The organism is Roseateles sp. YR242 (assembly GCF_900109745.1).
Classification (GTDB): Bacteria; Pseudomonadota; Gammaproteobacteria; order Burkholderiales; family Burkholderiaceae_C; genus Roseateles.
On the sequence record NZ_FOAV01000019.1, the window covers coordinates 73,217 to 94,639 of the forward strand.

The 21,423-nt window shown below is 66.4% G+C and carries 17 protein-coding genes; 10 read left to right on the forward strand and 7 right to left on the reverse strand.

The window, feature by feature from the left end:
* Positions 1-95 precede the first annotated feature (95 nt).
* The 4 genes from BMY53_RS23620 to BMY53_RS23635 all read right to left on the reverse strand — a co-directional run bounded on the left by BMY53_RS23620 (position 96) and on the right by BMY53_RS23635 (position 6,309).
* Positions 96-2,681 (reverse strand): 2-oxoglutarate dehydrogenase E1 component, encoded by a 2,586-nt coding sequence (locus BMY53_RS23620; protein ID WP_177201026.1) that lies wholly within the window; start codon positions 2,679-2,681, stop codon positions 96-98.
* 40 nt (positions 2,682-2,721) lie between these two features.
* Positions 2,722-4,266, reverse strand: a complete 1,545-nt coding sequence (locus BMY53_RS26770; RefSeq protein WP_092949341.1) for a methyl-accepting chemotaxis protein — start codon at positions 4,264-4,266, stop codon at positions 2,722-2,724.
* Positions 4,267-4,678: 412 nt separating this feature from the next.
* Positions 4,679-4,906: a hypothetical protein gene (locus tag BMY53_RS23630; protein WP_092949343.1), complete on the reverse strand. Its 228-nt coding sequence runs from the start codon at positions 4,904-4,906 to the stop codon at positions 4,679-4,681.
* A 197-nt stretch (positions 4,907-5,103) separates the two neighbouring features.
* Positions 5,104-6,309: a zinc-dependent alcohol dehydrogenase gene (locus BMY53_RS23635; protein WP_092949345.1), complete on the reverse strand. Its 1,206-nt coding sequence runs from the start codon at positions 6,307-6,309 to the stop codon at positions 5,104-5,106.
* Between the two features lie 445 nt (positions 6,310-6,754).
* On the opposite strand from BMY53_RS23635, the gene BMY53_RS23640 reads away from it, so the two are divergent.
* From BMY53_RS23640 to BMY53_RS23655, 4 genes are all read left to right on the forward strand, one after another.
* Complete coding sequence (locus BMY53_RS23640) at positions 6,755-7,804, forward strand: ribonuclease T2 family protein (protein WP_092949347.1); 1,050 nt, start codon at positions 6,755-6,757, stop codon at positions 7,802-7,804.
* Positions 7,805-8,030: 226 nt separating this feature from the next.
* Positions 8,031-8,288 (forward strand): hypothetical protein, encoded by a 258-nt coding sequence (locus BMY53_RS23645; protein WP_092949349.1) that lies wholly within the window; start codon positions 8,031-8,033, stop codon positions 8,286-8,288.
* Positions 8,285-8,851 carry a YceI family protein gene (locus BMY53_RS23650; protein ID WP_092949351.1) on the forward strand — a complete coding sequence of 189 codons (567 nt, stop codon included), beginning with the start codon at positions 8,285-8,287 and terminating at the stop codon, positions 8,849-8,851. Before BMY53_RS23645 ends, BMY53_RS23650 begins: the two co-directional genes overlap by 4 nt.
* Positions 8,852-9,061: 210 nt before the next feature.
* On the forward strand, positions 9,062-9,736 hold the full coding sequence (locus BMY53_RS23655) for a PAQR family membrane homeostasis protein TrhA (protein WP_092949353.1): 675 nt from the start codon (positions 9,062-9,064) through the stop codon (positions 9,734-9,736).
* 50 nt (positions 9,737-9,786) lie between these two features.
* Here the strand turns inward: BMY53_RS23655 and BMY53_RS23660 are convergent, their stop codons facing one another.
* Positions 9,787-10,803: a LacI family DNA-binding transcriptional regulator gene (locus BMY53_RS23660; protein ID WP_092949355.1), complete on the reverse strand. Its 1,017-nt coding sequence runs from the start codon at positions 10,801-10,803 to the stop codon at positions 9,787-9,789.
* Positions 10,804-10,953: 150 nt separating this feature from the next.
* Between BMY53_RS23660 and BMY53_RS23665 the strand changes: the two genes are divergently transcribed.
* The 4 genes from BMY53_RS23665 (at position 10,954) to BMY53_RS23680 (ending at position 16,820) form a co-directional block, all read left to right on the forward strand.
* Positions 10,954-13,305 (forward strand): TonB-dependent receptor, encoded by a 2,352-nt coding sequence (locus tag BMY53_RS23665; RefSeq protein WP_092949357.1) that lies wholly within the window; start codon positions 10,954-10,956, stop codon positions 13,303-13,305.
* The gene (locus BMY53_RS23670; RefSeq protein ID WP_092949359.1) at positions 13,295-14,689 is read left to right on the forward strand and encodes an LLM class flavin-dependent oxidoreductase; all 1,395 of its coding nucleotides are present in this window, start codon (positions 13,295-13,297) and stop codon (positions 14,687-14,689) included. The genes BMY53_RS23665 and BMY53_RS23670 overlap by 11 nt, the downstream gene beginning before the upstream one ends.
* A complete protein-coding gene (locus tag BMY53_RS23675) occupies positions 14,686-15,666 on the forward strand; it encodes an aliphatic sulfonate ABC transporter substrate-binding protein (protein ID WP_092949361.1) in 981 nt (326 codons plus the stop codon). The genes BMY53_RS23670 and BMY53_RS23675 overlap by 4 nt, the downstream gene beginning before the upstream one ends.
* 173 nt (positions 15,667-15,839) lie before the next feature.
* Positions 15,840-16,820, forward strand: coding sequence for an aldo/keto reductase (locus tag BMY53_RS23680; protein ID WP_092949363.1), 981 nt, complete (start codon positions 15,840-15,842; stop codon positions 16,818-16,820).
* Between the two features lie 53 nt (positions 16,821-16,873).
* On the opposite strand, the gene BMY53_RS23685 is transcribed toward BMY53_RS23680, so the two are convergent.
* Positions 16,874-17,935 carry an NAD(P)H-dependent flavin oxidoreductase gene (locus BMY53_RS23685; RefSeq protein ID WP_092949365.1) on the reverse strand — a complete coding sequence of 354 codons (1,062 nt, stop codon included), beginning with the start codon at positions 17,933-17,935 and terminating at the stop codon, positions 16,874-16,876.
* Between the two features lie 361 nt (positions 17,936-18,296).
* Between BMY53_RS23685 and BMY53_RS23690 the strand changes: the two genes are divergently transcribed.
* Positions 18,297-19,349, forward strand: a complete 1,053-nt coding sequence (locus BMY53_RS23690; RefSeq protein ID WP_255370351.1) for a sensor domain-containing diguanylate cyclase — start codon at positions 18,297-18,299, stop codon at positions 19,347-19,349.
* A 39-nt stretch (positions 19,350-19,388) separates the two neighbouring features.
* Here the strand turns inward: BMY53_RS23690 and BMY53_RS23695 are convergent, their stop codons facing one another.
* Positions 19,389-20,321, reverse strand: coding sequence for an amino acid ABC transporter substrate-binding protein (locus tag BMY53_RS23695; protein WP_092949369.1), 933 nt, complete (start codon positions 20,319-20,321; stop codon positions 19,389-19,391).
* A 354-nt stretch (positions 20,322-20,675) separates the two neighbouring features.
* Between BMY53_RS23695 and BMY53_RS23700 the strand changes: the two genes are divergently transcribed.
* On the forward strand, positions 20,676-20,918 hold the full coding sequence (locus BMY53_RS23700) for a glutaredoxin family protein (RefSeq protein ID WP_092949371.1): 243 nt from the start codon (positions 20,676-20,678) through the stop codon (positions 20,916-20,918).
* Positions 20,919-21,423: the final 505 nt, after the last annotated feature.

The window sequence follows — 21,423 nt, forward strand, 5'->3', positions numbered from 1 at the left end:
CGCGGCGATCTTAGCCGAGCGCGCTCCGCCCCCCTATGCGTAGTCTCCGACCCCGTGGAAGCGGGGGGCGCGAGCAAGTAGCGCGGCGCCCGGCCTCAGGGCTCCGACTCCCCGATGGCCCGTTCCACCAGCGCCCGCTGTTCCTCGTGATGCAGGGCGTAAGAGGAGGTGGCGCCGGACGCTGATGGAGGCCGGGCCACGCAGCGCAGCTTCACCCGGGGTGGCAGCAGCGGTTCCAGTTGCTCCCGGACGAAGCTCCAGGCGCCCTGGTTGCGGTGCTCTTCCTGCACCCAGGTGAGCTCCACCGTGGCCGGATAGCGCGCCAACAAGGCCGCCATGGCCTCCGCCGGGAAGGGGTACAGCTGTTCCAGCCGCAGCACCGCCAAGTCCGCCCGGACCACGGCATGGCGGGCCTTGTCCAGGTCGTAGAACACCTTGCCGCTGCACAACAGCAAACGCTCCACCTGGGCAGGCCGCTCTACCTGCGTGTCATCCAGCACCGGCAGGAACCGGCCCGTCACCAGTTCGTCCAGCGCGGCGTGCGAGGCCTTCTGGTGGTAGAGCGTCCCCTTGGGCGACATCACCACCAGCGGCTTGCGGTGCGCCGACAGCCCCTGGTGGCGCAGCAGGTGGAACCACTGCGCTGCCGTGGACGGGAAGGCCACCCGCAAGTTGTCTCCACCGCACAGCTGCAGGAAGCGGCTCAGGTAGGCACTGGAGTGGTCCGGCCCGACGCCCTCGTTGCCGTGCGGCAGCAGCAGGGCCAGGGCGGATCGGTAGCCCCATTTGTCCTCCCCCGAGCTGATGTATTGGTCCAGGAAGACCTGGGCCCCGTTGACGAAGTCGCCGAACTGGGCCTCCCACACGGTCAACGCCGCCTGGTTCTGCACGCTGTAGCCGTATTCGAATCCGAGTACCGCTTCCTCGGACAGCGGTGAATTGAAGATGTCGAAACGCGCCGCCCCCTCCCCCAGTTGCCGCAGGGGCACAAACTCCTGCGGCGGGTGGTCTTCCCCTTGCGAGATCCACACCGCCTGCCGGTGCAAAAAGGTGCCGCGCCGCACATCCATACCAGAAATGCGTACCGGCACGCCGCTGGTCAACAGGGTCGCGTACGCCAGGCTTTCCGCCAGCGCCCAGTCGGCGCGCATGCCCGTGCCGCCCGGCCGCACCACCTGCTGCCAGTGGTCCACCAGCGTCTGCACCATCACATGAGGCTGGAATCGATCTGGCAGACCGGTCATGGCCGCCACCAACTGCCGCAGTTGCACGTCGCTCAGCGCGGGCTGCTCCAGATCCTCCACCTGCCTGCGGGCCTGCGCCTGCCATGGCGGCAGGTGCGGGTCGGAAAACGCCTGGTGCGCCTTCCAACGCCGACGCGCCACGTGGCTGTCCATGTCCTCGCCGGCCGCCACGTTCTCCGCCTTCAACCGCGCGGCGTATTGGTCGGCCACCGTGGCATGCCGTTGCGTCATGGCATGGATGCGGGGCCGTGTCAGGGCGGGTACGTCGCTTTCGGAGTGACCGAGGCGGCGGTAGCCGATCAGGTCGATCACCACGTCGGACTGGTAGCGCTCACGCCAGTCCAGTGCAATGGCCACGGCGCGAAGGGCCTGCTCGGGGTCGTCCGCATTCACCCGCAGCACCGGTGCATCCACCATGCGGGTCACGTCGGTACAGGTCTGTGGCGGCCAGCGGGTCATCGGGTTGGGCTCGGTGAACCCCACCTGGTTGTTGATGATCACGTGCACCGTGCCCCCCACGGTGTAGCCCGGCTTGCCCCCCAGCATCAGGCTTTCCATCACCACGCCCTGGCCGGCAAAGGCGGCGTCGCCGTGCAACATCAGCGGCAGCACACGGCGGGCACCGTCGGGTCCCAGCGCGTCTTGCTGCGCCCGGGCCATGCCCAACAGCACGGGGTGCACGCTTTGCAGGTGAGACGGGTTGTGAGCCAGCGTCAGGTGGACCTTGCCCTGCGGCGTGGAGAGTTCGCGCTCGCCGCCCAGGTGATAGACCAGGTCGGTGTGGCGCTCCGGATGTGGCGACTTCGAGTCGAAGAAGTCCAGCACCTGCGCTGGCGGCAGCCCGAGCAGGTTGATCATCACGTTGACCCGCCCGCGGTGCGGCATCCCCATCAGTATCCGCTCCACGCCGTGCGCCGCAGCATCCGCGCACAAGGCATGCAGCAACGGGATCAGGGTCTCGTTGCCTTCCAGCGAGAAGCGCTTCCCATGCGGGAAGTGCAGCGCCACGTGCTCCTCCCAGGTCTGGGCGCGGATGAGGTGTTCCAGCAGCGCCAGCCGCTCCTGGTTGCCCTGGGGCGTGGGCGGTGCACTCTCCATGCGCTGGAACAGCCACTCGCGTCGTTCATCGTCGCGCACCGCCGTGGCATCCAACGCCAGGGTGCCGCAGTAGATGGCCTTGAGGCAGCTGTCCAGATCCGCCACCGTGCGCGCGCTCCACAGGGGCGTGCCGGCGGCATTCAGCCAATCCGACGGTGCGAGCCCGAAGGCGCGGGGGTCAAGCGCCGCGAGGTCGGCGGGGCGGCTCAGTTGCAGAGGGTCGACATGGGCACACCGGTCGCCCAGCCGGCGGTGCGCATCGATGAAGGCCAGAACCTCCGGGCGGAGGCGGGAAGGCTGTGGCGCCTGGATCCCCACATGCCGGTTGATGTCATTCATGAGATCTCCATGACGCGCCTGCGCCGGCGCGCCGGTCAGGTCACAACACGAAGGTGCGGACCGCATCGTTCAACTGCGAGGCTTGCTCCTGCAGTGCACGGGCGGCCGCGGTGCTTTGCTCCACCATCGCCGCGTTTTTCTGGGTGGTGTCGTCCATCTGCATGATGGCGGCGTTCACCTGCTCGATGCCCAGGCTCTGTTCGCGGCTGGAGGCGCTGATCTCCGCCACCACGCCGCTGACCTGTTGAATGCCACTGACCACCTGCTGCATGGTGGACCCGGCCAGCGTCACCAGACGGTTGCCCGTGCTCACCTGCTCGGAGGAAGCGTCAATGAGGGATTTGATTTCCTTGGCAGCGCCGGCCGAGCGCTGCGCCAATGCGCGCACCTCGGAGGCCACCACGGCAAAGCCGCGGCCATGCTCGCCGGCACGTGCCGCCTCCACGGCGGCATTCAAGGCCAGGATGTTGGTCTGGAAGGCGATGCCATCGATCACGCCGATGATCTCGCCAATGCGCTGGGAGGAGGCCGAAATCGAGTTCATGGTGCTCACCACCTCGCCCACGGCCGTGCCCCCCTGGCTGGCCACCTGCGATGCCGAGACCGCGGTGGCACTGGCCTGGTTGGCGTTGTCCGCGCTCATGCGCACGGCGGCGGTCAGTTGCTCCATGGCAGAGGCCGTCTGCTGCAAGGCACTGGCCTGCGCCTCGGTGCGGGCAGAAAGATCCGCGTTGCCCTGGGCCACTTCATGCGCGGCGGCGGAGATGGTTACCGCGCCATGCCGCACGTCCGAAACGATGCGGTGAAGACTCACCACCATGTGCTGCAGCGCCGAGATGAGCCGGCCGATCTCGTCACGGCTCTGTTCCAGCGGGCGTTCCGTCAGGTCGCCCTTGGCCACGTCCTCCGCCAGCTCGATGGCGCCGTTGATGCGCGACGTGATGGAGCGGGTGATGCTGTAGCCGGTGAGCATGCCCAGCAGGATGGCCACCACCGCCACGGCCCCCATCAACAGCTTGGAGCGGCGGGCATCCTCGTTGGCGCGGGCCACGTCGTCCTGCATGGCCTTGGCCTGGTAGTCCACCATCTTGTCGATGAGGGCGTAATAACGCACCTGCTCCTGCGCCATCTCGCCCTGGTAGACGGTCATGGCCTGTTCCCGCTGGCCGGCCGCCACCAGGTCGAAGAGCTTGCGGACTGTGGCGCCATAGGCTTTGCGCGCGACCGACTGTTCGGCAAAGATGGCCTTCCCCTCGTCGGTATTCAGCATCTTCTCGAACTTGGCGAAGTTCTCGGTATTCGCGGTTCGAACCTTGGCGTAATCGTCCATGTAGCGCGTGCGCTGTGCCGGGTCGGTGGAGAGCAGCAGACGGCCGATCACGATCACCCCCTGGGCACCCACATTCTTGATGTCGTCACTGACGGCGATCTGCGCGTAGCGGTCTTCCACAACCTGATCCATTGTGTGGCTGATACGGTTGAGCACCGAGAACGCCACCGCCACGGCCACCAGCAGCAGCACCAGGACAATGGAAAAGGCAGCGGTGAGCCGCGTGCCGATATTGAGATCGGACAGTCTTGCCATTTTTTTCTCCCTTGGACCCATGCACGAGGCGGACGCTGGCTTCATTCCCAATCGGCCGTGGGCGTCCGTGGACCTGGAAGAGTCGCGGCAAAACCAATGCCCGTGTACCGCGCCACTCCTGTGCCCTGAGGCCGACGCCGCCTGCCTGCGTGAGGGTCTATGGATTGCCGCATCGAAGCCGACTGCCGGCAATGAAAGACCGCGTTGCGTACCGGGAATCCAGTACCCGATGCCGTCAAATGGCGTCAAAACCACCGCTTGACGACGATCTCGCAAGATCCCAGGCCTGCCCAAAGATTGCTCGTGGCATGCCCGAGGAATGCTGGTTCAGTGCCCGGGGATAGACCAATGAATGTGCGCTGCTACGCAGAGCAATGGGGCAACGGCCCGAAGGCCAGCGGTCGGTGACCGGTCAGGCCTGGTCCACAAAGGTCGTGATGTACTGGCGCGCCACCTCGTCGGCGTGGGTCAGCGCCTCCGCCTCGCTGGACCATTCATCGTCCAGCTCATGCCAGCTGGTGTTGTCCAGGTGGCCGTCGCCTTGGCTGCGCAGGATGAAGCGGCCCTGGAACGGACCGTTGCCCCGCGCGGCAAGGACATAGGTTCGACCTTTGTGATGGCGAGTGGTCTGTGGCTGCATACACAACGGGCCCGGGGCCAACGGTCCACAGGCGGTATTGCAGCGGCGTCGGGTCGATGCCGCCAGGGGCTCGTTGTACAACGCATCGGGTGACCACAGTGTGAAACCCCCGCTGGAAAAGCGTGATGCGGCGCAGCAATAGGTGGACTTTTTGATGCTTTTCTTGAGGGCCGAGATCGGCTCATCTCGCTTCTGCGTTAGCTGACCGATGCCTCCGGCGCCAACGCCGGCGTGAGGCCGGGCACCAGCACGACCTTGCGGCAAGCGTCCTCCTTCTTGTTGAAGATGTCGTAGCCATACGCGGCCTCGCTCAGGGCCAGACGGTGGCTGATGATCACCTCGGGCCGCAACTCACCGGCCGCGATGCGCTGCAGCAATTCCGGCATGTAACGCTGGACATGGGTCTGACCGCTGCGGAAGGTCAACCCCTTTTCGAAGGCGTCGCCGAACAGGAAGCCGTGGATGAAGCCCGCATATACACCGGGCACGCTCACCACCCCGCCTCGTCGCGTGGCGGCAATGGCCCAGCGCAGGGCGGTGCCGCTGGAGCCCTCCAGTTTGAGCGTGGTCAGCACCGTTTCGACCGCGCTGCCCTTGGCCTCCAGGCCCACGGCGTCGATGGAGGCATCGACGCCACGGAAATCGGTCTGGTCGATGATGAAGCCGGCCGGGTCATCGACCTGGTCGAAGTTGATCGGCAGGACACCGTAAGCCTCGGCGGCAAAGGCCAGCCGATAGGCATGGTGGTCCACCATGAAGATCCGGCTGGCCCCCAGCATGCGGGCGCAGGCGGCGGTCATGAGGCCGACCGGGCCGGCGCCGAAGATGGCCACGGTGGCGCCGGGGCTGATGTCGGCATTCAATGCGGCCTGGTAGCCGGTGGGCAGGATGTCGGAGAGGAACAGCACCTGCTCGTCCGCCAGGCCGCTGTCCGGAATGAGCAGAGGCCCCACATTGGCCTTCGGCACCCGCACGTACTCCGCCTGGCCACCCGCATAGCCCCCATAGAGATGGCTGTAGCCGAACAGGCCGGCGCCCGAGCGCGCGTCCTTCTTGTTGAGAAGGGCACCCCGGCCGGTGTTGGTGGTCTCGCACCCCGCAAACAGCGCGCGGTTGCAATAAAAGCACTGGCCACAGGCGATGGTGAAGGGCACGACCACGCGGTCCCCGCGCCGCAGCCGTGTCACGGCCGGGCCGATGTCCTCCACGATGCCCATGAATTCGTGGCCCAGGATGTCCCCGTTCTTCATGCCTGCCGTCCTGCCCCGGAAGATGTGCAGGTCCGAGCCGCAGATGGCGGTGGCCGTGACCCTCAGCAGGATGTCGTCCTCCGCCACCAGGATGGGGTCCGAGACCGTTTCGACACGAACATCGTGGGCACCGTGGTAGGTCAGCGCTTGCATAACATCCTTGTGAGGCGTCCCCAAGGGACGGGCTGGCGAGGGGGAAGCAAAGACGACCGAGGGCGGCCGGCGGGTGGTCGGTGGACGGCAAGGCTCATGCCACCCTCACCGCGTCGTCTGGCGCCCGGCCCCAAGCCTATTGTTGTTTTGTCGTGAGCAGGTTGCACGCAGGGTCCCCTCGCATGGGGGAGCGCGATCTTCCGCGCACGAACCGGGGACATTGCTGAAGTGACATGGAAAGTGCCCCCCCAGGGGCAGGAACCGCACGCTGCGGCCGAGGAACTCAGCGGGCTGGAACTGGCGGATGGCAGGATGATTTTTGAAGCGGCGAGCAAAGGCAACAACAGCGCGGCGCACGCGGGTCTTTCTGGAAAGAAGTGGTTCACAAGCTCATCGAGGCCAAGGCGGTGCCCGGCGAGCTTTCAAAGACGGAACTGGTGACGCCATGCTGACAATCTTTCAGTCGAATCTATGGAGGCGGCTGCAGTGGCGGACCGTCATGGCCAGCGCCTGGATCGTTCTCGGCACCTCCCTGATATCACTATCGCCCATACCGGCACAGGCTAGCGCGCAGGCCACGGGAACGTTCACCGCAAGCCGGGCGTGCGATGCCTATCTCTCTTTCCGAAAGGGAGCCAACCCAGGGGCGGTGCGTGTAGCGCCGGGCCTGCAATACGAAGTCCGGGAAGTGAATGACGAGGCCAGAAACTGGCTGCGCGTCGAGGTGCCCGGCATCCCGGAGTTCAGGTGGGTGGCCGCAGAGTGCGGCGTTGTGCAGGATCTCCGCGTCGACGCGCAGGGCAGCGGGCCATCAGGCGGCGCAAGCGGTGGTCAATGCAGCGTCGCGGGCCAGCAGGACAGCTACGTACTGGCCATCACTTGGCAACCGGGGTTCTGTGAGCACGTCAAGTATGGTGGGGTCAAGCCCGAATGCGACCACATGGCGGACGGCCAACTGGTGGTGTCCAACCTGACACTCCATGGCCTCTGGCCCAATCGCAAGGATTGTGGAACGAAGTACGGCAATTGCGCTGGCGCCGATCTGAGCCTTACCGAAGACACGGTCTCGTACATCAGCCCCTGGATGCCAAACTTCTTCTACGAGACCAAATTCGGAAAGTACGAGTGGAAAAAGCACGGTACCTGCTCGTCGATGGACGCCGACACGTACTTTCGCCGTGCGGTGGATTCGGTGCGAGTAGTCAACGACTCGAGCGCCGGAAAGTACCTCGCCGGCAACATCGGAGGGACCATCTCGAAGAAGACCTTCTACGAGCGTCTGGCCGCGGACGCCGGCAGCTCTAAAGCCGTCAACAGTGTCACCCTGCTTTGCTCGAATGAGTACTTGATCGAAGTTCGCATTCGATTACCTCTTGACTTCAAAGCCGGCGGCACGCTCGGCGACCTGTTGGGCTCGCCCCTGCCCGTCACTCGCGAGCCCGACTCGAAGGAGTGTTCGGACGACGAGATTCGAATCGAGGCGAGCGGGCGGTAGGTCTCTAAGGGCTGCACCAGCGGCTGCCTCTCGTGGTCCCCGAAACCGCGCTGTTCGGGAGTCGTTCTGTTTGCAAGGGCCGATCCGCGCGGGTGCACGGGTGCCCGGGTGTGCGGGTGTGATGGTGGGTTCCGTGCCATTAGTCCGCTTTGCAGCGCACGCAGAGGTCGTGATGCAGGATCAGGCGTCGCGCTGTTAACCTCTGGGCCCTGTCGAAGAGTTCCCCATGCAGCACATCTCCCCCGTCAAAATCGTCGCCGGCATCGCGGCCATCATCCTGGCCGTGACTGTCGTGTTCTACGGATCCAAGGCCCGGCAGGGCGTGTCGGACATCCTCTCGGTCACACGCGTCAGGGCACCGGCCGCGAGCACACAGACGTCTCCACAGGCCGATGTCGGGGCGAGGCCGTCCGGCACCCGGGTCATCCCGATCGGCGTGGTCGCTCAGCCAAGTTCTGGACCTTCTCACAAGGACAATCAATGAAATCGCTGTTCCTCTTGGCGGCCCTGCTCGCGGCCACCGCACAGGCGGCACCGGTCACCTACGTGATCGACCCCACGCACACCTACCCCAGCTTCGAGGCCGACCACATGGGGATGTCCTACTGGCGCGGCAAGCTGAACAGGAACGCCGGCACCATCGTCTACGACAAGGCCACGGGTGCTGGCAGCGTGGACGTGAACATGGACCTGTCCAGCATCGACTTCGGCCTGGCAGCCATGAACACCTGGGCTACCGGCAAGGACTTCTTCAACGTCGAGAAGCACCCGAGTGCCACCTTCAAGGGCCGCTTCGACGGCGCCAAGGCCGGCGTGCCGACGCAGGTGGTGGGGGAGTTGACACTGAACGGCCAAACCCAGCCGATGACCCTGACCATCCACCAGCTCAAGTGCATGCCGCACCCGATGTTCAAGCGCGACTTCTGCGGCGCCGACGCCTCGGGCAGTTTCAACCGCGAAGAATTCGGCCTGGGCGCGGGCAAGGACTGGGGCTTCAAGATGGACGTGAACCTGCGGATTCAGGTGGAGGCGGTGGCCAAGGAGTAACAGGGACCCGCATGCGGGGATGTGCCTTGGGGTGTGCGATGGCGATGCGCTCCGGCATTGACCAGAGTCGCCTCCCCGGCTTCAGAATGCGCGCAGAATCATGGAAGGATTAGCGTCGCCTTCACGCTGGGTGCGTCTTTTGCCAGAGTTCCTCAGCGTCCTCCCGACTCCCTGCTGCCTCCCCAGATCCCCTCAGGTTCCACCCGTTTCATGACCCATCCTGCTCTCGCCAACGGCGACCGCCCGCAGACCCTGGGCGAAGAGATCGCCAACGCCATCAGCCACGGCCTCGGCGCCCTGCTGTCCATCGCCGCCCTGCCCATCCTCGTGTCCCGTGCCATGGGCCATGGCGGCACGGCCGATGTGGTGGCCGCCGCCATCTTCGCCAGTACCGGCATCCTGCTGTATGGCATCTCCACGCTGTACCACGCGCTGCCCGCCCGGCTGGCCAACGGCCGCCTCAAGGCGTGGCTGATGCGGCTGGACCATGCCGCCATCTATGTCTTCATTGCCGGCAGCTACACGCCCTTCACCCTGGGCGTGCTGCACAGCGGCCCGGGCGTGGCGCTGCTCATCGCCGTCTGGGCAGCAGCCGCCTTTGGCGTCACCATCAAGCTGCTGAACCGGCTGCGGCACCCGCTGGTCTCCACCGCGCTTTATCTGGCCATGGGCTGGGTGGTGGTGTTGGCCATCGGCCCGCTGGTGGAGCGTACCCCCGGCCCGGGCCTGGCGCTGCTGGTGGCCGGTGGCCTCAGCTACACGCTGGGTGCGGTGGTCTTCCTGCTGGACAACAAGCTGCGTTACGCCCACTTTGTCTGGCACCTGTTCGTGCTGGGCGGCAGCATCTGCCACTTCTTTGCGGCCCTCTTCTACGCCTACGCTTGAATGAATCGGCGTGAGGGGTGCTGCAACAGCGGTGCGGCCGCGCTGACGCCTCAGGCACTCTCCCGGCTCATCAACTCACACGGCAAAGACACCTGCCTGGGAGGTGTGCGCCCCTCAGCCAGGGCCAGAATGTGCTGGGCCGCGCATTCCCCGATCTCACGCGCAGGTGGGCGGATGGTGCTCAAGCTGGGCAACAGCTTGTCCGCAAACGCGTAGTCCCCAAAACCGAACAGCGCCACATCGCCCGGTACGGTGAGGCGCCTGCGCTGGGCCGCCAGCACCGCACCACAGGCCAAATTGTCGTTGGCAAAGAAGATGGCTTGCGGGCGCGCCCGGCTTCGGTTCATCAAGGCCTCCAGGGCTTGCGCCCCCGCCTCCAAGGGGCCGATCTCCGCAGCGGGGGTGTACAGAATCGGTTCCAGACCCCGCTCCTTAAGCGCCTCGATGTAGCCCTCACAACGCTCCTGCGCACTCAGGTCGCCCGCTGCGCTGTTGTGCACAAAGGCGATGCGCTTGTAGCCCCGCGCCGTCAGGTAACCCACACCGTCCCGGCCCACCTGCCGATGTGAAAACCCGATCTGGTAGGGCTGGCGGCGCTGCGCCAGATCCCAGGTTTCGATCACCGGCATGCCGGCCGCTTCGATCAGGCGCTCCGTGCCCGTGCTGTGGTGGCGGCTGGTCAACACCAGTGCTGCGGGCTGCCAGCCGAAGAAGGCACGCACCGCGCGCTCCTCCGCTTCCAGTGAGAAATAGCTGGACGCCAGCAGCAGCTGATAGCCGGCCGAGGAGAGCCCGTCGGACAGCGACTGCAAGGTGTGCGCAAAGATGGGCCCCGAGATGTTGGGCACCACCATGGCCACCACCTTGTTGTGCGCGGACGCCAGCCCACCGGCCGCCAGGTTGGGCACGTAATTCAGCGCCTCCACGGCGGCCTGGATACGGGCACGCGCCTGCTCGCCCACGCGCGCCGGCTCGTTGAAGAAACGCGACACCGTGATGGAAGAGACGCCGGCCTGCGCCGCCACATCTGCCAAGGTGGGCCTGTCTGTGGCGCGGCGCTTACGCATGGGAATCCTGACTGCGACTGCGGAATTCGAGTAACCAAATCATCTTTTCTGCTTTGACGCTGGGTAACGCCTCTCTCGATGATGCGGATCATGTTAGCGCTAACACAGCGCGACCGTCATTGATCGCTTCTGCAAAAAACGGAGATCGCCATGCGTCCCACGTCTATCGGGTCCTCTTCCTCCAGCCGGGCAACCGAGGGCCCTGGCTGGCGCGTCAACCAGCTGCTGGGTGCCGCCTTGCTCGCCACCCTGGTGGTGTCGCCGGCGGCGGCGCTGGCCGAGCCCGCCGCCGCATCCACCACATCGGCCCAGGCTGATGAAAACGGCCAACTGCCCACGGTGACGGTCACGGCGGCCAAGCGCAGCGAGTCCCTGCAGCAGGTGCCGGTGGCTGTCTCGGTGCTGGAGGGAGAAGCCCTGGAGCAAGCCAACCGCAACACCCTGGGCAGCCTCACCAGTCAGGTGCCCAGCCTGAACTTCCGCACCGGCGCTTCCAACAAGGACACCTCCCTGTTCCTGCGCGGCGTGGGCACCATCTCCACCTCCCCGGGGGTGGAACCCACGGTCTCCACGGTCATCGACGGCGTTCCCCTGGCGCGCCCGGGCCAGAGCACGCTGGACCTGCTGGACGTGCAACGCATCGAGGTGTTGCGCGGCCCCCAGGGCACGCTGTTTGGCAAGAACGCTTCGGCGGGTGTGATCAATATCGTCAGCCGCGAGCCGGCCTCCGAGCTGGAGCGCTTCATCGATGCCAGTTACTACGGCTTCGGCAACGAAACCCGTCTGCGGGCCGGCATCTCCGGCCCCATCGCACCAGGGCTGCGCGCCTCACTGACCGCACTGGCCGGCCATGAAGACGGCAATGTCACTAACGTCTACGACGGCAGCCGTGTCAACGGCTATGACAAGCGCGGCGTGCGCGGCCGCCTGGTCTGGGACATCGACCGCGACAGCAAACTCAGCCTCAGCGCCGATTTCCTGAAGTCGCGTGACGACATCCCGACCGGCGTCGTCACCCGCACCAGTCTCATCGCCTACCCCAGCGGCACGGTGAGCACCTACCCGGCCTTTGCCGCCGCGTTGGGCCCTGTCCAGGCCAGCGACGACAACCGCCGCATCAACACCAACCTCGCCACCCAGGTGGAGGACCGCAATCGCGGCGTGGCGCTGCAATACGACCGCAAGCTCGGGGGCGGCCATCAGTTGACGGCCATCACCGGTTGGCGCGCCTGGAACAACGACCAGTTGCAGGACGGGGATCGGCTCAGCGCCGCTGCCGTGGGCCTGCCCCAGTCCCACGACCATGGTCAGCTGGACTTTGAACAGCTCTCCCAGGAGGTGCGCATCGCTTCTCCGCTGGGCCAGAACTTCGGGCTGCCCATTGACTACGTTGCGGGCTTGCTGACCTTCCACACCAAGGACAAGGAAATCTATCGGCGCGATGTGCTGCGCGTGGTGGCCAATGGCACCGACTACAGCGACTGGGGCGAAGCCCACTACGGCAGCAACAGCCACAGCACGGCCGTGTTCGGTGAAGGCCGCTGGCACTTCTCGCCCAGCTGGCGCGCCATTGCAGGCGCACGCTGGACGCAGGACCGGCTCGATTTCAACCACGAGCGCGAGCGCAGCACACCGGACGCCCAGTTCAACGGCGCCATCCCCGGCGTCAACCCGGCAGTCTCGATCAATGGCGACACCAGCGCCATCGGCCGTTCCGGCCGCCTGGGCCTGCAAAATGACCTGAGCGAATCGGCCACCGCCTATCTGACCTACACCCGCGGCTACAAGGGCCCGGCCTTCAACGTCTTCTTCAACATGCTGGCGCGGGATGCGCTGGCACTCAAGCCCGAGACCTCCAACAGCGTGGAGCTGGGCCTGAAGTCGGAATGGCTGGACCGGCGTGTGCGCCTGAACGTGGCGGCGTTCTCCACGGACTACAAGAACTACCAGGCCAACTTCTACGACACGGTGGACGGCACGGTGGTCACCCGGCTGATCAACGCCGGTGAAGTCTCCAGCCGTGGCCTGGAGATCGACCTCCAGGCCCAGGCCACCCGGCAGCTGTCGGTCTCCGCCGCGCTGGCCTATGTGCATGCCCGCATCGACCAGTTCAACTGCCCGGCAGGCGCGGCCGCCAGCTGCGATGTGAATGGCAAGCCGCTGCCCTTCTCGCCGGACTGGAAAGCCAGCGTGCAGGCCAGCTACCGCATCCCGCTGGCGGAGGGCCGCCAACTGGAGCTGGGCACGGACTACGCCTGGCAGAGCAAGGTCCAGTACGACATCGGCCAGTTCGCCGACACCATCCAGGGCGCCTACGGCATCTGGAACGCCAGCATCGCGGTGGCACAGCCCACCAAGGGCTGGCGGGTGGCCCTGCTGGCCAAGAACCTGCTGGACAAGTCCTACGCGCCCTTCCTCGGCCGTGGTTCCACCTTCGTGAACCGCTGGGTGCCGCGTGATGACCAGCGCTATTTTGGTGTGCAGGCCCGTTATGACTTCTGATCGCCTCCACGACAGCCCGGCGGGGAACAAGCCTCGCCGCATGCACCTCGGCGCCTTCCTGCTCGAGTCCGGGCACCACGTGGCCTCCTGGCGCCATCCCGACGTGCCGCGCGCCGCCGGGCTGGACCTGGCGCTCTACCAGCACCTGGCACGAGAGGCGGAATCCGCCGGGCTGGACGCGATCTTCCTGGCCGACTCGGTCGCCACCGAAGACGGCCCCGGTGCGGAGCGTTTCTCCCGCTCCACCCGCTTCGAGCCCATCACGCTGCTGTCTGCGCTGGCCGCCTCGACCGAGCGGATCGGCCTGGTGAGCACGGTCACCACCAGCTACCACGAGCCCTATTCAGTGGCGCGCCAGCTCGCCTCGCTGGACCAGCTCTCCGGCGGGCGCGTCGGCTGGAATGTCGTCACCTCGGACAACGCCAGCGAGGCCGGCAACTTCGGCCGGGAGACCCACCGCGCCCACGGTGACCGCTACGCCCGCGCGGCCGAGTTCCTGCGTGTGGTGCAAGGCCTGTGGGACAGCTGGGAAGACGACGCCCTGCTGGACGACCGCCCAGGCGGCCGCTTCTATGACCCGGCCAAGCGCCATGAGCTGCGCCACCGTGGCGCCCACTTCTCCGTACGCGGGCCGTTGAACGTGGCCCGTTCACCGCAGGGCCAGCCGGTCATCGTGCAGGCGGGTGCCTCGGAGGCTGGCCGCCAACTGGCCGCAGCCAGTGCAGAGCTGGTCTTCACCGCGCAGTCCAGCAAGGCCGCGGCCCAGGCGTTTTATGCGGACCTCAAGTCCCGTACGCAAGCTGCCGGCCGTTCGCCGGACGCCATCCGCATCCTGCCGGGTGTCTACGTCGTGGTGGCCCCCACCCGCCAGGAGGCGCAGGACCGCCAGGCTGCCCTGCAATCGCTGGTGCACCGCGACGCGGCCCTGGGCCTGCTTTCCCGCATGATCGGCAATATCGACCTGCGCGGCTATGACTGGGACCAGCCCCTGCCCGAGCTGCCGCAGACCGACAGCGGCCAGCGCAGCCGCCAGCAACTGCTGACCCAACTCGGCGCGGACAACGGCCTGACACTGGGCCAGCTGGCCACGGCCGTCACGGGCGGGCGCGGCCATCTCTCGCTGGTGGGTAGCGTCCAGGAGGTGGCCGATGTGCTGCACGACTGGTTCGAATCCCGCGCTGCCGACGGCTTCAACCTGATGGCGCCCGTACTGCCCACCGGCTTCGAAGCCATCACCCGCCTGCTGGTACCGGAACTGCGCCGCCGCGGCCTAGTCCGCGAACGTTATGAGGGCCGCACCCTGCGCGAGCACCTCGGCCTGGCCCGCCCCGCTCACCGCCCCCCGGCGGCCCACGTGGCCGCCTTCCAGGAGCCCTCCGCATGAAACGACGTCATCTGCTTGCCACCCTGCCCGCGGCGGCTGCCGCCCTTCACGGCCTGCCCCGCGCGCTGGCGGCCGACACCGGCAAGGTGCTTCGTGTCGGTTTCCAGAAAGGGGGCCTGCTGCTGCAGGTGAAGGCCCGCGGCGTGCTGGAGCAACGGCTGGCGCCGCTGGGCTGGCAGGTGCGCTGGCTGGAGTTTCCGGCCGGCCCGCAACTGTTGGAGGCTTTCAACGTCAACGCGATCGACATCGGCACCACTGGTGCACCGCCACCGATCTTTGCGCAGGCGGCCGGTACGGACTTCGTCTACTTCGCCGCCGAGCCCGGCCAGCCGCACAGCGAGGCCATCATCGTCAAGCCGGAGAGCCCGCTGCGCAGCCTGGCCGACCTGAAGGACCGGCGCATCGGGCTGCAAAAGGGTTCCAGTTCGCACTACCTGCTGCTGGCCGCGCTGGGCAAGGCGGGCCTGGGCTGGGCCGACGTGCAGCCGGTCTTCCTGGCACCGGCCGACGCCCGCGCCGCCTTCGAGCGTGGCGCCATCGATGCGTGGGTGGTGTGGGACCCCTACCTGACCTTTGCGCAAGCGGCCACGAAGTCCCGCGTGCTGGTGGACTTCAGCGCCTTTGCACCGGTGGCGCCACCTTGGAGTTTCTATGAGGCCCGCAAGGCGTTTGCCGCCGAGCAGCCCGCGCTGCTGCGTGACCACGTGGTGCCCGTGCTGGCCGAGGCGGGTGCCTGGGCCAATGCCAACCCGCAGGCCGCCGCCAAGCTGCTGGCACCGTTGTTTGGCATGGATGAGGCCTTGCTGCTGCAGCTTCAGCAACGGGTACGGTTTGGTGCGCGGCTGCTCAACGACACCATCGCTGCGGACCAGCAGCGGGTCGCCGATGCATTCGCCTCGCAGCGGCTGATTCCGAAGCCCATCCGGGTTCGCGAGGCCTGGGCGCCTGTCTTGTATCCGGCTGCCACCAAGGCTTGAACGGCGGCGGATCATCCGCCGACTGGCGTCGCCATCTGGTTCATGTTGGGGTCAACTCGGGTCCAGGGCGAGGTTCAAGTCCCGTCCGTGAGCTGTTCAAAAGACCGGCCACAATGCGGGTCGCCGCGCCCCACCGTGCGCGCGTGCGACCCACAACAATGCCTGAGACGAACATGCCGACGACGTCCATCCCCCTGCAGCGCTTTCTTCCCTCCGCCAGTCCCCTCGCCTTCGGCTGCATGGGGCTCGGCGGTCACTGGGACCAGACGCCCTACACCGAAGCGCATGTGGCCCACGCCCATGCCGCCGTCGAAGCTGCGCTGGAGATTGGCGTCACGCTGTTCGACCATGCAGACATCTACACCTTCGGCAAGGCCGAATCGGTCTTTGGCGAGCTGATGCGCCGCCAGCCCTCGCTGCGTGACCGCGTGGTGCTGCAGAGCAAATGCGGCATCCGTTTTGCGGATGCCGACGGCCCGAAGCGTTTTGACCTGTCGGGCGCCTACATTGTGTCGGCGACGGAAGCCAGCCTGAAGCGCCTGGGCACCGAGCAACTGGACATCCTGCTGCTGCACCGGCCGGACCCGCTGTGGGAGCCCGAGGAGATTGCCCATGCCTTCCGCCATCTGCGCGAGCAAGGCAAGGTGCGGCACTTCGGCGTCTCCAACATGCAGGCGAGCCAGATCGCATGGCTGAGCCGTTCGCTGGACCAGCCGCTGGTGGCCAACCAGCTCGAGATCGGCCTGGGCCATCTGGAACCGATCGAAGCCGGCACCACCTTCAATGATCGTCAGGCCGCTGCACGGCCCGGCAGCCTGGCCTGGGGCGGCACGCTGGAACATTGCCAGCAGCATGGCATCCAGCTGCAGGCCTGGGCATCCCTGGCACGTGGCCGCTTCAGCGGCGAGACCACCCAGGACCCCGCAGACGAACCGGCGCGCCAGCTGGTGCATGAACTGGCGCAGCGCCACGGCGTGAGCCCGGAGGGCGTGCTGCTGGCCTGGCTGATGCGCCACCCCGCCGGCATCCAGCCGGTGATTGGCACCAGCCAGCCCGCGCGCATCCGCGCCTGTGGCGATGCGCTCAAGCTGACGCTGAGCCGTGGCGAGTGGTACGCGCTGTATGAGGCAGCCCGGGGCAAGGCACTGCCCTGAGGGCAGCCTGGCGTCGGGTTGTGACGCGTCAAGTCACGTCACGGCTCGTCTCGTCAAAAAGCTTGCGCCAGCTCAGCCACCAGCGCGGCTGCGCCAACCTCCTTCAGGCCGGTGAAGTTCTGGCCCGCCCACAGCGGAGAGAAGTCCCCGCTGCCTTGCGCTTCGGCCTTGGCCCGCAGCGGCGCCAGCGCATTGCCCGCCAGCGGGAAGGCCGGTGCCAGCTCGTTGATCGGCCCGACCTCGCGCATCAGGCGGTTGACGATGCCCCGTGCGGGACGGCCGGTCATGAGATTGGTCACTGCCGTGTGATGGCCCTGCGGTTCGCGCAGAACCTGCCGGTGCGGCGCACTGGTGAGTGCCTCCTCGCACAGCATGAAGGCGGTGCCCACCTGCACGGCGCTGGCCCCTAGTGCCAGGGCCGCCTGGATGCCCGCCGCAGTCACGATGCCGCCGGTCGCAATGACCGGCACGCTCACGGCGTTCACGATCTGCGGCAGCAGCGCAAGGGTGCCGGCCTGACGGGTGAGGTCAGTGCTGAGGAAGTGGCCGCGATGACCGCCCGCCTCCCATCCTTGCGCGATCACCGCGTCCACGCCATGCGCCTCCAGCCAGACGGCCTCCTCCACCGTGGTGGCACTGGAGATGACACGGCTGCCCCAGCCCTTCACCCGGGCCAACAGGTCCGGCGCGGGCAGCCCGAAGTGGAAACTGATCACCGGTGGCTTGAAGGCTTCCACCACGTCTGCCACCGCATGGCTGAAGGGTTGCCTGCCCACACCCGCGACAATGCTGCTGGCATCCACGCCGAACTCGCTGAAATAAGGCGCCAGCCGTTCGCGCCAACGCGCCTCCCGCGCCGGGTCCGGCAGCGGCGAGACATGGGCGAAGAAATTGACATTGAATGGGCGATGCGTGCCGGCCCGCAGTGCCTCGAGTTCACGTTGCAGTGCGTCCAGCGGAAGCAAGGCGGCGGGCAGTGAGCCCAGGCCCCCGGCCTCGCTCACCGCGATGGCCAGGCCGGCGGCCTGCACCCCGGCCATGGGTGCCTGGATGAGCGGGAGGTGTGTGCTCAGCACATCGGCAGCGAAGTCGAGGGGAGACAGCGAAGTGGTCATGGTGCGAGAACCCTTAACGGACGGAGATGACAGCAACCTCGGCTTGCAGGAGTGATGCAGAGGTTCCCTGGCCATCATCGCAAAAACGGATTCACCCTGGCCGGCCCTGGCGACCACAGGGACAGCACAAGGCGACCGAAGAGGCAGCTGAGGGCGACATGAGCACGTTGCCCCACTCGCGGCGGACGCGAGCGCCTCCCGCCGCTGCGGCCCCGTCAGGCCGGCGGGCACGCAAGGCGCTCACTCACCTCGGGGGGCTGCCTTCCGGCCGCAGAGGTTTAGACTGGCCGCACCGCCAGAGAACACCTCGCATCAGAGGTTCCGACGGGGTCCAGGGAGCATCTTCCGTATGGTTTCGTCCATGCCGAACCCTGATGCCCTGCTCCGTATCATCGATCTGCATGCCCAGGTCGCCCAGTTGGGCTTGGACCTGGCCGGTGTGATGTCCCTCGCGGTGAACGGCACGCTCTCGCTCGTGCACGCGGATGGCGCTGCCATCGAGATGGCCGAAGGCGACGAGCTGGTGTATCGCGCCGTGGCCGGCAGTGCGGCCAATCAACTCGGCGCCCGGGTCTCGCGGGACAAAAGCCTCTCCGGCGTGTGCCTGAAACGCGGCGTGCCCTTGATCTGCGACGACGCCGACGCCGACCCGCGCGTGGACCAGCGCGCCTGCCGCCGCGTGGGGCTGCGCTCCATGGTGGTGCTGCCGCTCATGCACATGGGCTCCCCGGTGGGGGTGCTCAAGGCTTATGCCCATCAGCCTGGCCGGTTCGGACGGGACGACATTGACGTGCTGGAGCTACTGGCCAAGCTGATGGCGGCCACCATGTACTGGGCCACGCGCTATGGCCGGGACGACCTGTTCCACCGCGCCACGCACGATGAGCTCACTGGCCTGGCCAATCGATCGTTGTTCATGGACCGCGCCCGGCATTCCATCGCAGAGGCGGAGCGCGGCATGCCTGCGGTGGCCGTGCTGCTGCTGGACATGGACGGGCTGAAGACCATCAACGACACGCTGGGCCATGCCGCCGGGGATGCGGCCCTGATCGAGTTCAGCCGCCGGCTGTCAGTGGCCACGCGGGATTCGGATACGGTGGCGCGCCTGGGTGGCGATGAGTTTGCCGTGCTGCTGGGCCGGGTGGAAACACGCGAAGCGCTGGCATTGACCGTGGAGCGGCTGCAAGGCGCCGTGGACGGGACCATGGTGCTGAACGGCCAGACGGTGCCGCTGCGCGGCAGCGCAGGCGGGGCGCGTTATCCGGAAGACGGGATGGAGGCCACGCTGCTGGTGGAGGTGGCCGACCGGCGGATGTACAGCGCCAAGCGGCGCCGCAAGGCGGAGCAACCCGCGCCAGCGTGGCCGCCCGCCGCCGCAGACGCGCTGGACGGGCGCTGGTCATCCATGCATTGAACCGACGCAGCCGGGCCATGCCGGCTGGCGGCTGTCACTTCAGATGGAGTAGCCCAGCAGCATTGCCACGCCGGCTTCCTTGTTGGGGCGCACGAAGCTGTCCCGCGTGAGGCGGTTCATGGGGATGGTGAGCGCGGGGGTCTCAAACCACTTCTTGTAGAGGGTCTGGATGTCACCGCTGGCGTAGACGCGGCTGAGGCTGCGGTCCACGATCTCGCTGAAGCGGGTGTCGCCCTTGCGCATCATGATGCCGTAGGGTTCCACCGAGAAGGCCATGGTGGAGAGGCCCAGTGTGTCGAGCGCCTTTTCCTTGGAGGCCAGGCCTTGCAGCAGCGCGTCATCCTGCGGGAAGGCGCGGGCCTTGCCCTCACGAAGCGCCTTGAAGGCCTCGTTGTTGTTGGCGTATTGCACCAGCTGCATCTTGGCTTCACCGGAGCTGTTGAGCTGGGTGAAGAGCTTCTCGGAGGTGGTGCCCTTGCTGAGGGCGACGGTCATGCCGTCCAGGTCCTTGAGCGTTTCGACGCTGGTGCCGCGCGGCACCAGCACCTTCATGCCGGCCACAAAGATGGTGTAGCTGAAGGCCACCTGCTCCTGGCGAGCCTTGGTGTTGGTGGTGGAGCCGCACTCCAGATCGATCTCTTCCTTCTGCAGCTTGGGGATGCGGTCTGCGCCTGAGACGACCACATAGTTCACCTTGAGATCCGGGAGCTTGAGCTCCTTCTTGATCTCGTCCACGGCGGCCAGGCAGAGGTCGACGGAGTAGCCGACCGGCTGTTTGGCTTCGTTGAGGAAGGAGAACGGGCGCGCGGCTTCGCGAACGCCCATGTTGAGGGTCTTGGTCTCGCGGAGGCGGGAGATGGTGTCCGCCTGGGCGGAGACACCAGTGGCCAGGGTGGCGGCCAGGCCCAGTGCGGTGAGCAGGAGGGGCCGGCCCAGAGGGCGGGCAAGCTGACGGGAAATCGAACGGATCATGGACGCTCTCAAACAAAAAACTACAGCACGGGCAAGAGCGGCTGTCGAGGCGCCGGGACGGCGCGACCGATGCACGTGGAGCGACACCAGCCCCCCGCAAAAATGAGCGGGAAGTTCGCGTGTCGGCACGGACGATGCACGGTACCTCAGGCCGGGGATGATGCCATAGGCCGGCGGTGGTGCCGGCGCTGCCGTTCGTCGGAAAGTGCCGATGGACAGGGGGTTTTGCACGCGAGGCGGGTGTGAAGTTCGCGCGAGAATCGCCCTTGGGTTTGTGCGATTTCAGGCCAGAATTCTTGTGGAAATATAGACAGACTTTTTAGGGAAAATTCCGCAGCGGCTACAGTTGCTGCCATGGAACTCAAGATCGTCGTTTATTCAAAGTCGGCCTGCCCACAATGTGAGACAGCCAAGTCTGTGTTGAAGTCGAAAGCACTCCCGTTTGAGGAGATCAAAATCGACGACGAGGCAGAGCGCCTGGCCTTCTACGAGAAGTGCGGGCCGGCGGTGCGGCAGATGCCGCAGGTGTTCATCAACGACCAACGGGTCGGGGGGGTGAACGGCCTTCAGGCAGCGTTGAAGCAGCTCAGTCTGTAGTTGTCGGTTTCGTTGGGCGAGCGGGCTGTTCTCGCTGGTTGCGGCCACCGGTTGGCTGTCACGGTTGGCTGTCACTGGCTGCTTTCCACCGGCTGCGTTCCACCGGCTCCCGCGCCGGAAAGGAGAGGGCTGGGGGGTATTTGCTCCATGTCCCTCCTGTCTCGCTCCGCGAGCCATTCCTTCCTGATACTTTCCCTCCTGCTTCCTTCGCGCTGATGGAAGCCCGCCACGTGACCCTGGATACCTTCCTGGGTTCTATCCCGAAGTTAAGAGTGGGGCACGTTGGTCGGATTCGACGCTGTAGCTCGGACGGTGTCTTGGGGCGCCGCCGGTGTTTGCCCGGCGGCGACCTCGCGTATCAGGATGCGCATGTCGAATAGGCGCGCTCATTGAGGAGGTTGGTCATGACTTCGATGGTGGGGGTGGACGTGAGCAAGGCCAAGCTCGACGTCGCGTTGTTGGACGAGAAGGGGAAGTACCGCTCCAAGGTGTTTCCTAACAAGCC

What these genes read in the sequence shown, in the direction of transcription:
- BMY53_RS23690 (WP_255370351.1), top strand. Translation starts at nt 18,297, where the DNA reads ATGCCGAACCCTGATGCCCTGCTCCGTATCATCGATCTGCATGCCCAG.
- BMY53_RS23620 (WP_177201026.1), bottom strand. Translation starts at nt 2,681, where the DNA reads ATGAATGACATCAACCGGCATGTGGGGATCCAGGCGCCACAGCCTTCC.
- BMY53_RS23695 (WP_092949369.1), bottom strand. Translation starts at nt 20,321, where the DNA reads ATGATCCGTTCGATTTCCCGTCAGCTTGCCCGCCCTCTGGGCCGGCCC.
- BMY53_RS23655 (WP_092949353.1), top strand. Translation starts at nt 9,062, where the DNA reads ATGACCCATCCTGCTCTCGCCAACGGCGACCGCCCGCAGACCCTGGGC.
- BMY53_RS23650 (WP_092949351.1), top strand. Translation starts at nt 8,285, where the DNA reads ATGAAATCGCTGTTCCTCTTGGCGGCCCTGCTCGCGGCCACCGCACAG.
- BMY53_RS23645 (WP_092949349.1), top strand. Translation starts at nt 8,031, where the DNA reads ATGCAGCACATCTCCCCCGTCAAAATCGTCGCCGGCATCGCGGCCATC.
- BMY53_RS23640 (WP_092949347.1), top strand. Translation starts at nt 6,755, where the DNA reads ATGCTGACAATCTTTCAGTCGAATCTATGGAGGCGGCTGCAGTGGCGG.
- BMY53_RS23665 (WP_092949357.1), top strand. Translation starts at nt 10,954, where the DNA reads ATGCGTCCCACGTCTATCGGGTCCTCTTCCTCCAGCCGGGCAACCGAG.
- BMY53_RS23630 (WP_092949343.1), bottom strand. Translation starts at nt 4,906, where the DNA reads ATGCAGCCACAGACCACTCGCCATCACAAAGGTCGAACCTATGTCCTT.
- BMY53_RS23680 (WP_092949363.1), top strand. Translation starts at nt 15,840, where the DNA reads ATGCCGACGACGTCCATCCCCCTGCAGCGCTTTCTTCCCTCCGCCAGT.
- BMY53_RS23685 (WP_092949365.1), bottom strand. Translation starts at nt 17,935, where the DNA reads ATGACCACTTCGCTGTCTCCCCTCGACTTCGCTGCCGATGTGCTGAGC.
- BMY53_RS23660 (WP_092949355.1), bottom strand. Translation starts at nt 10,803, where the DNA reads ATGCGTAAGCGCCGCGCCACAGACAGGCCCACCTTGGCAGATGTGGCG.
- BMY53_RS23670 (WP_092949359.1), top strand. Translation starts at nt 13,295, where the DNA reads ATGACTTCTGATCGCCTCCACGACAGCCCGGCGGGGAACAAGCCTCGC.
- BMY53_RS26770 (WP_092949341.1), bottom strand. Translation starts at nt 4,266, where the DNA reads ATGGCAAGACTGTCCGATCTCAATATCGGCACGCGGCTCACCGCTGCC.
- BMY53_RS23675 (WP_092949361.1), top strand. Translation starts at nt 14,686, where the DNA reads ATGAAACGACGTCATCTGCTTGCCACCCTGCCCGCGGCGGCTGCCGCC.
- BMY53_RS23635 (WP_092949345.1), bottom strand. Translation starts at nt 6,309, where the DNA reads ATGCAAGCGCTGACCTACCACGGTGCCCACGATGTTCGTGTCGAAACG.
- BMY53_RS23700 (WP_092949371.1), top strand. Translation starts at nt 20,676, where the DNA reads ATGGAACTCAAGATCGTCGTTTATTCAAAGTCGGCCTGCCCACAATGT.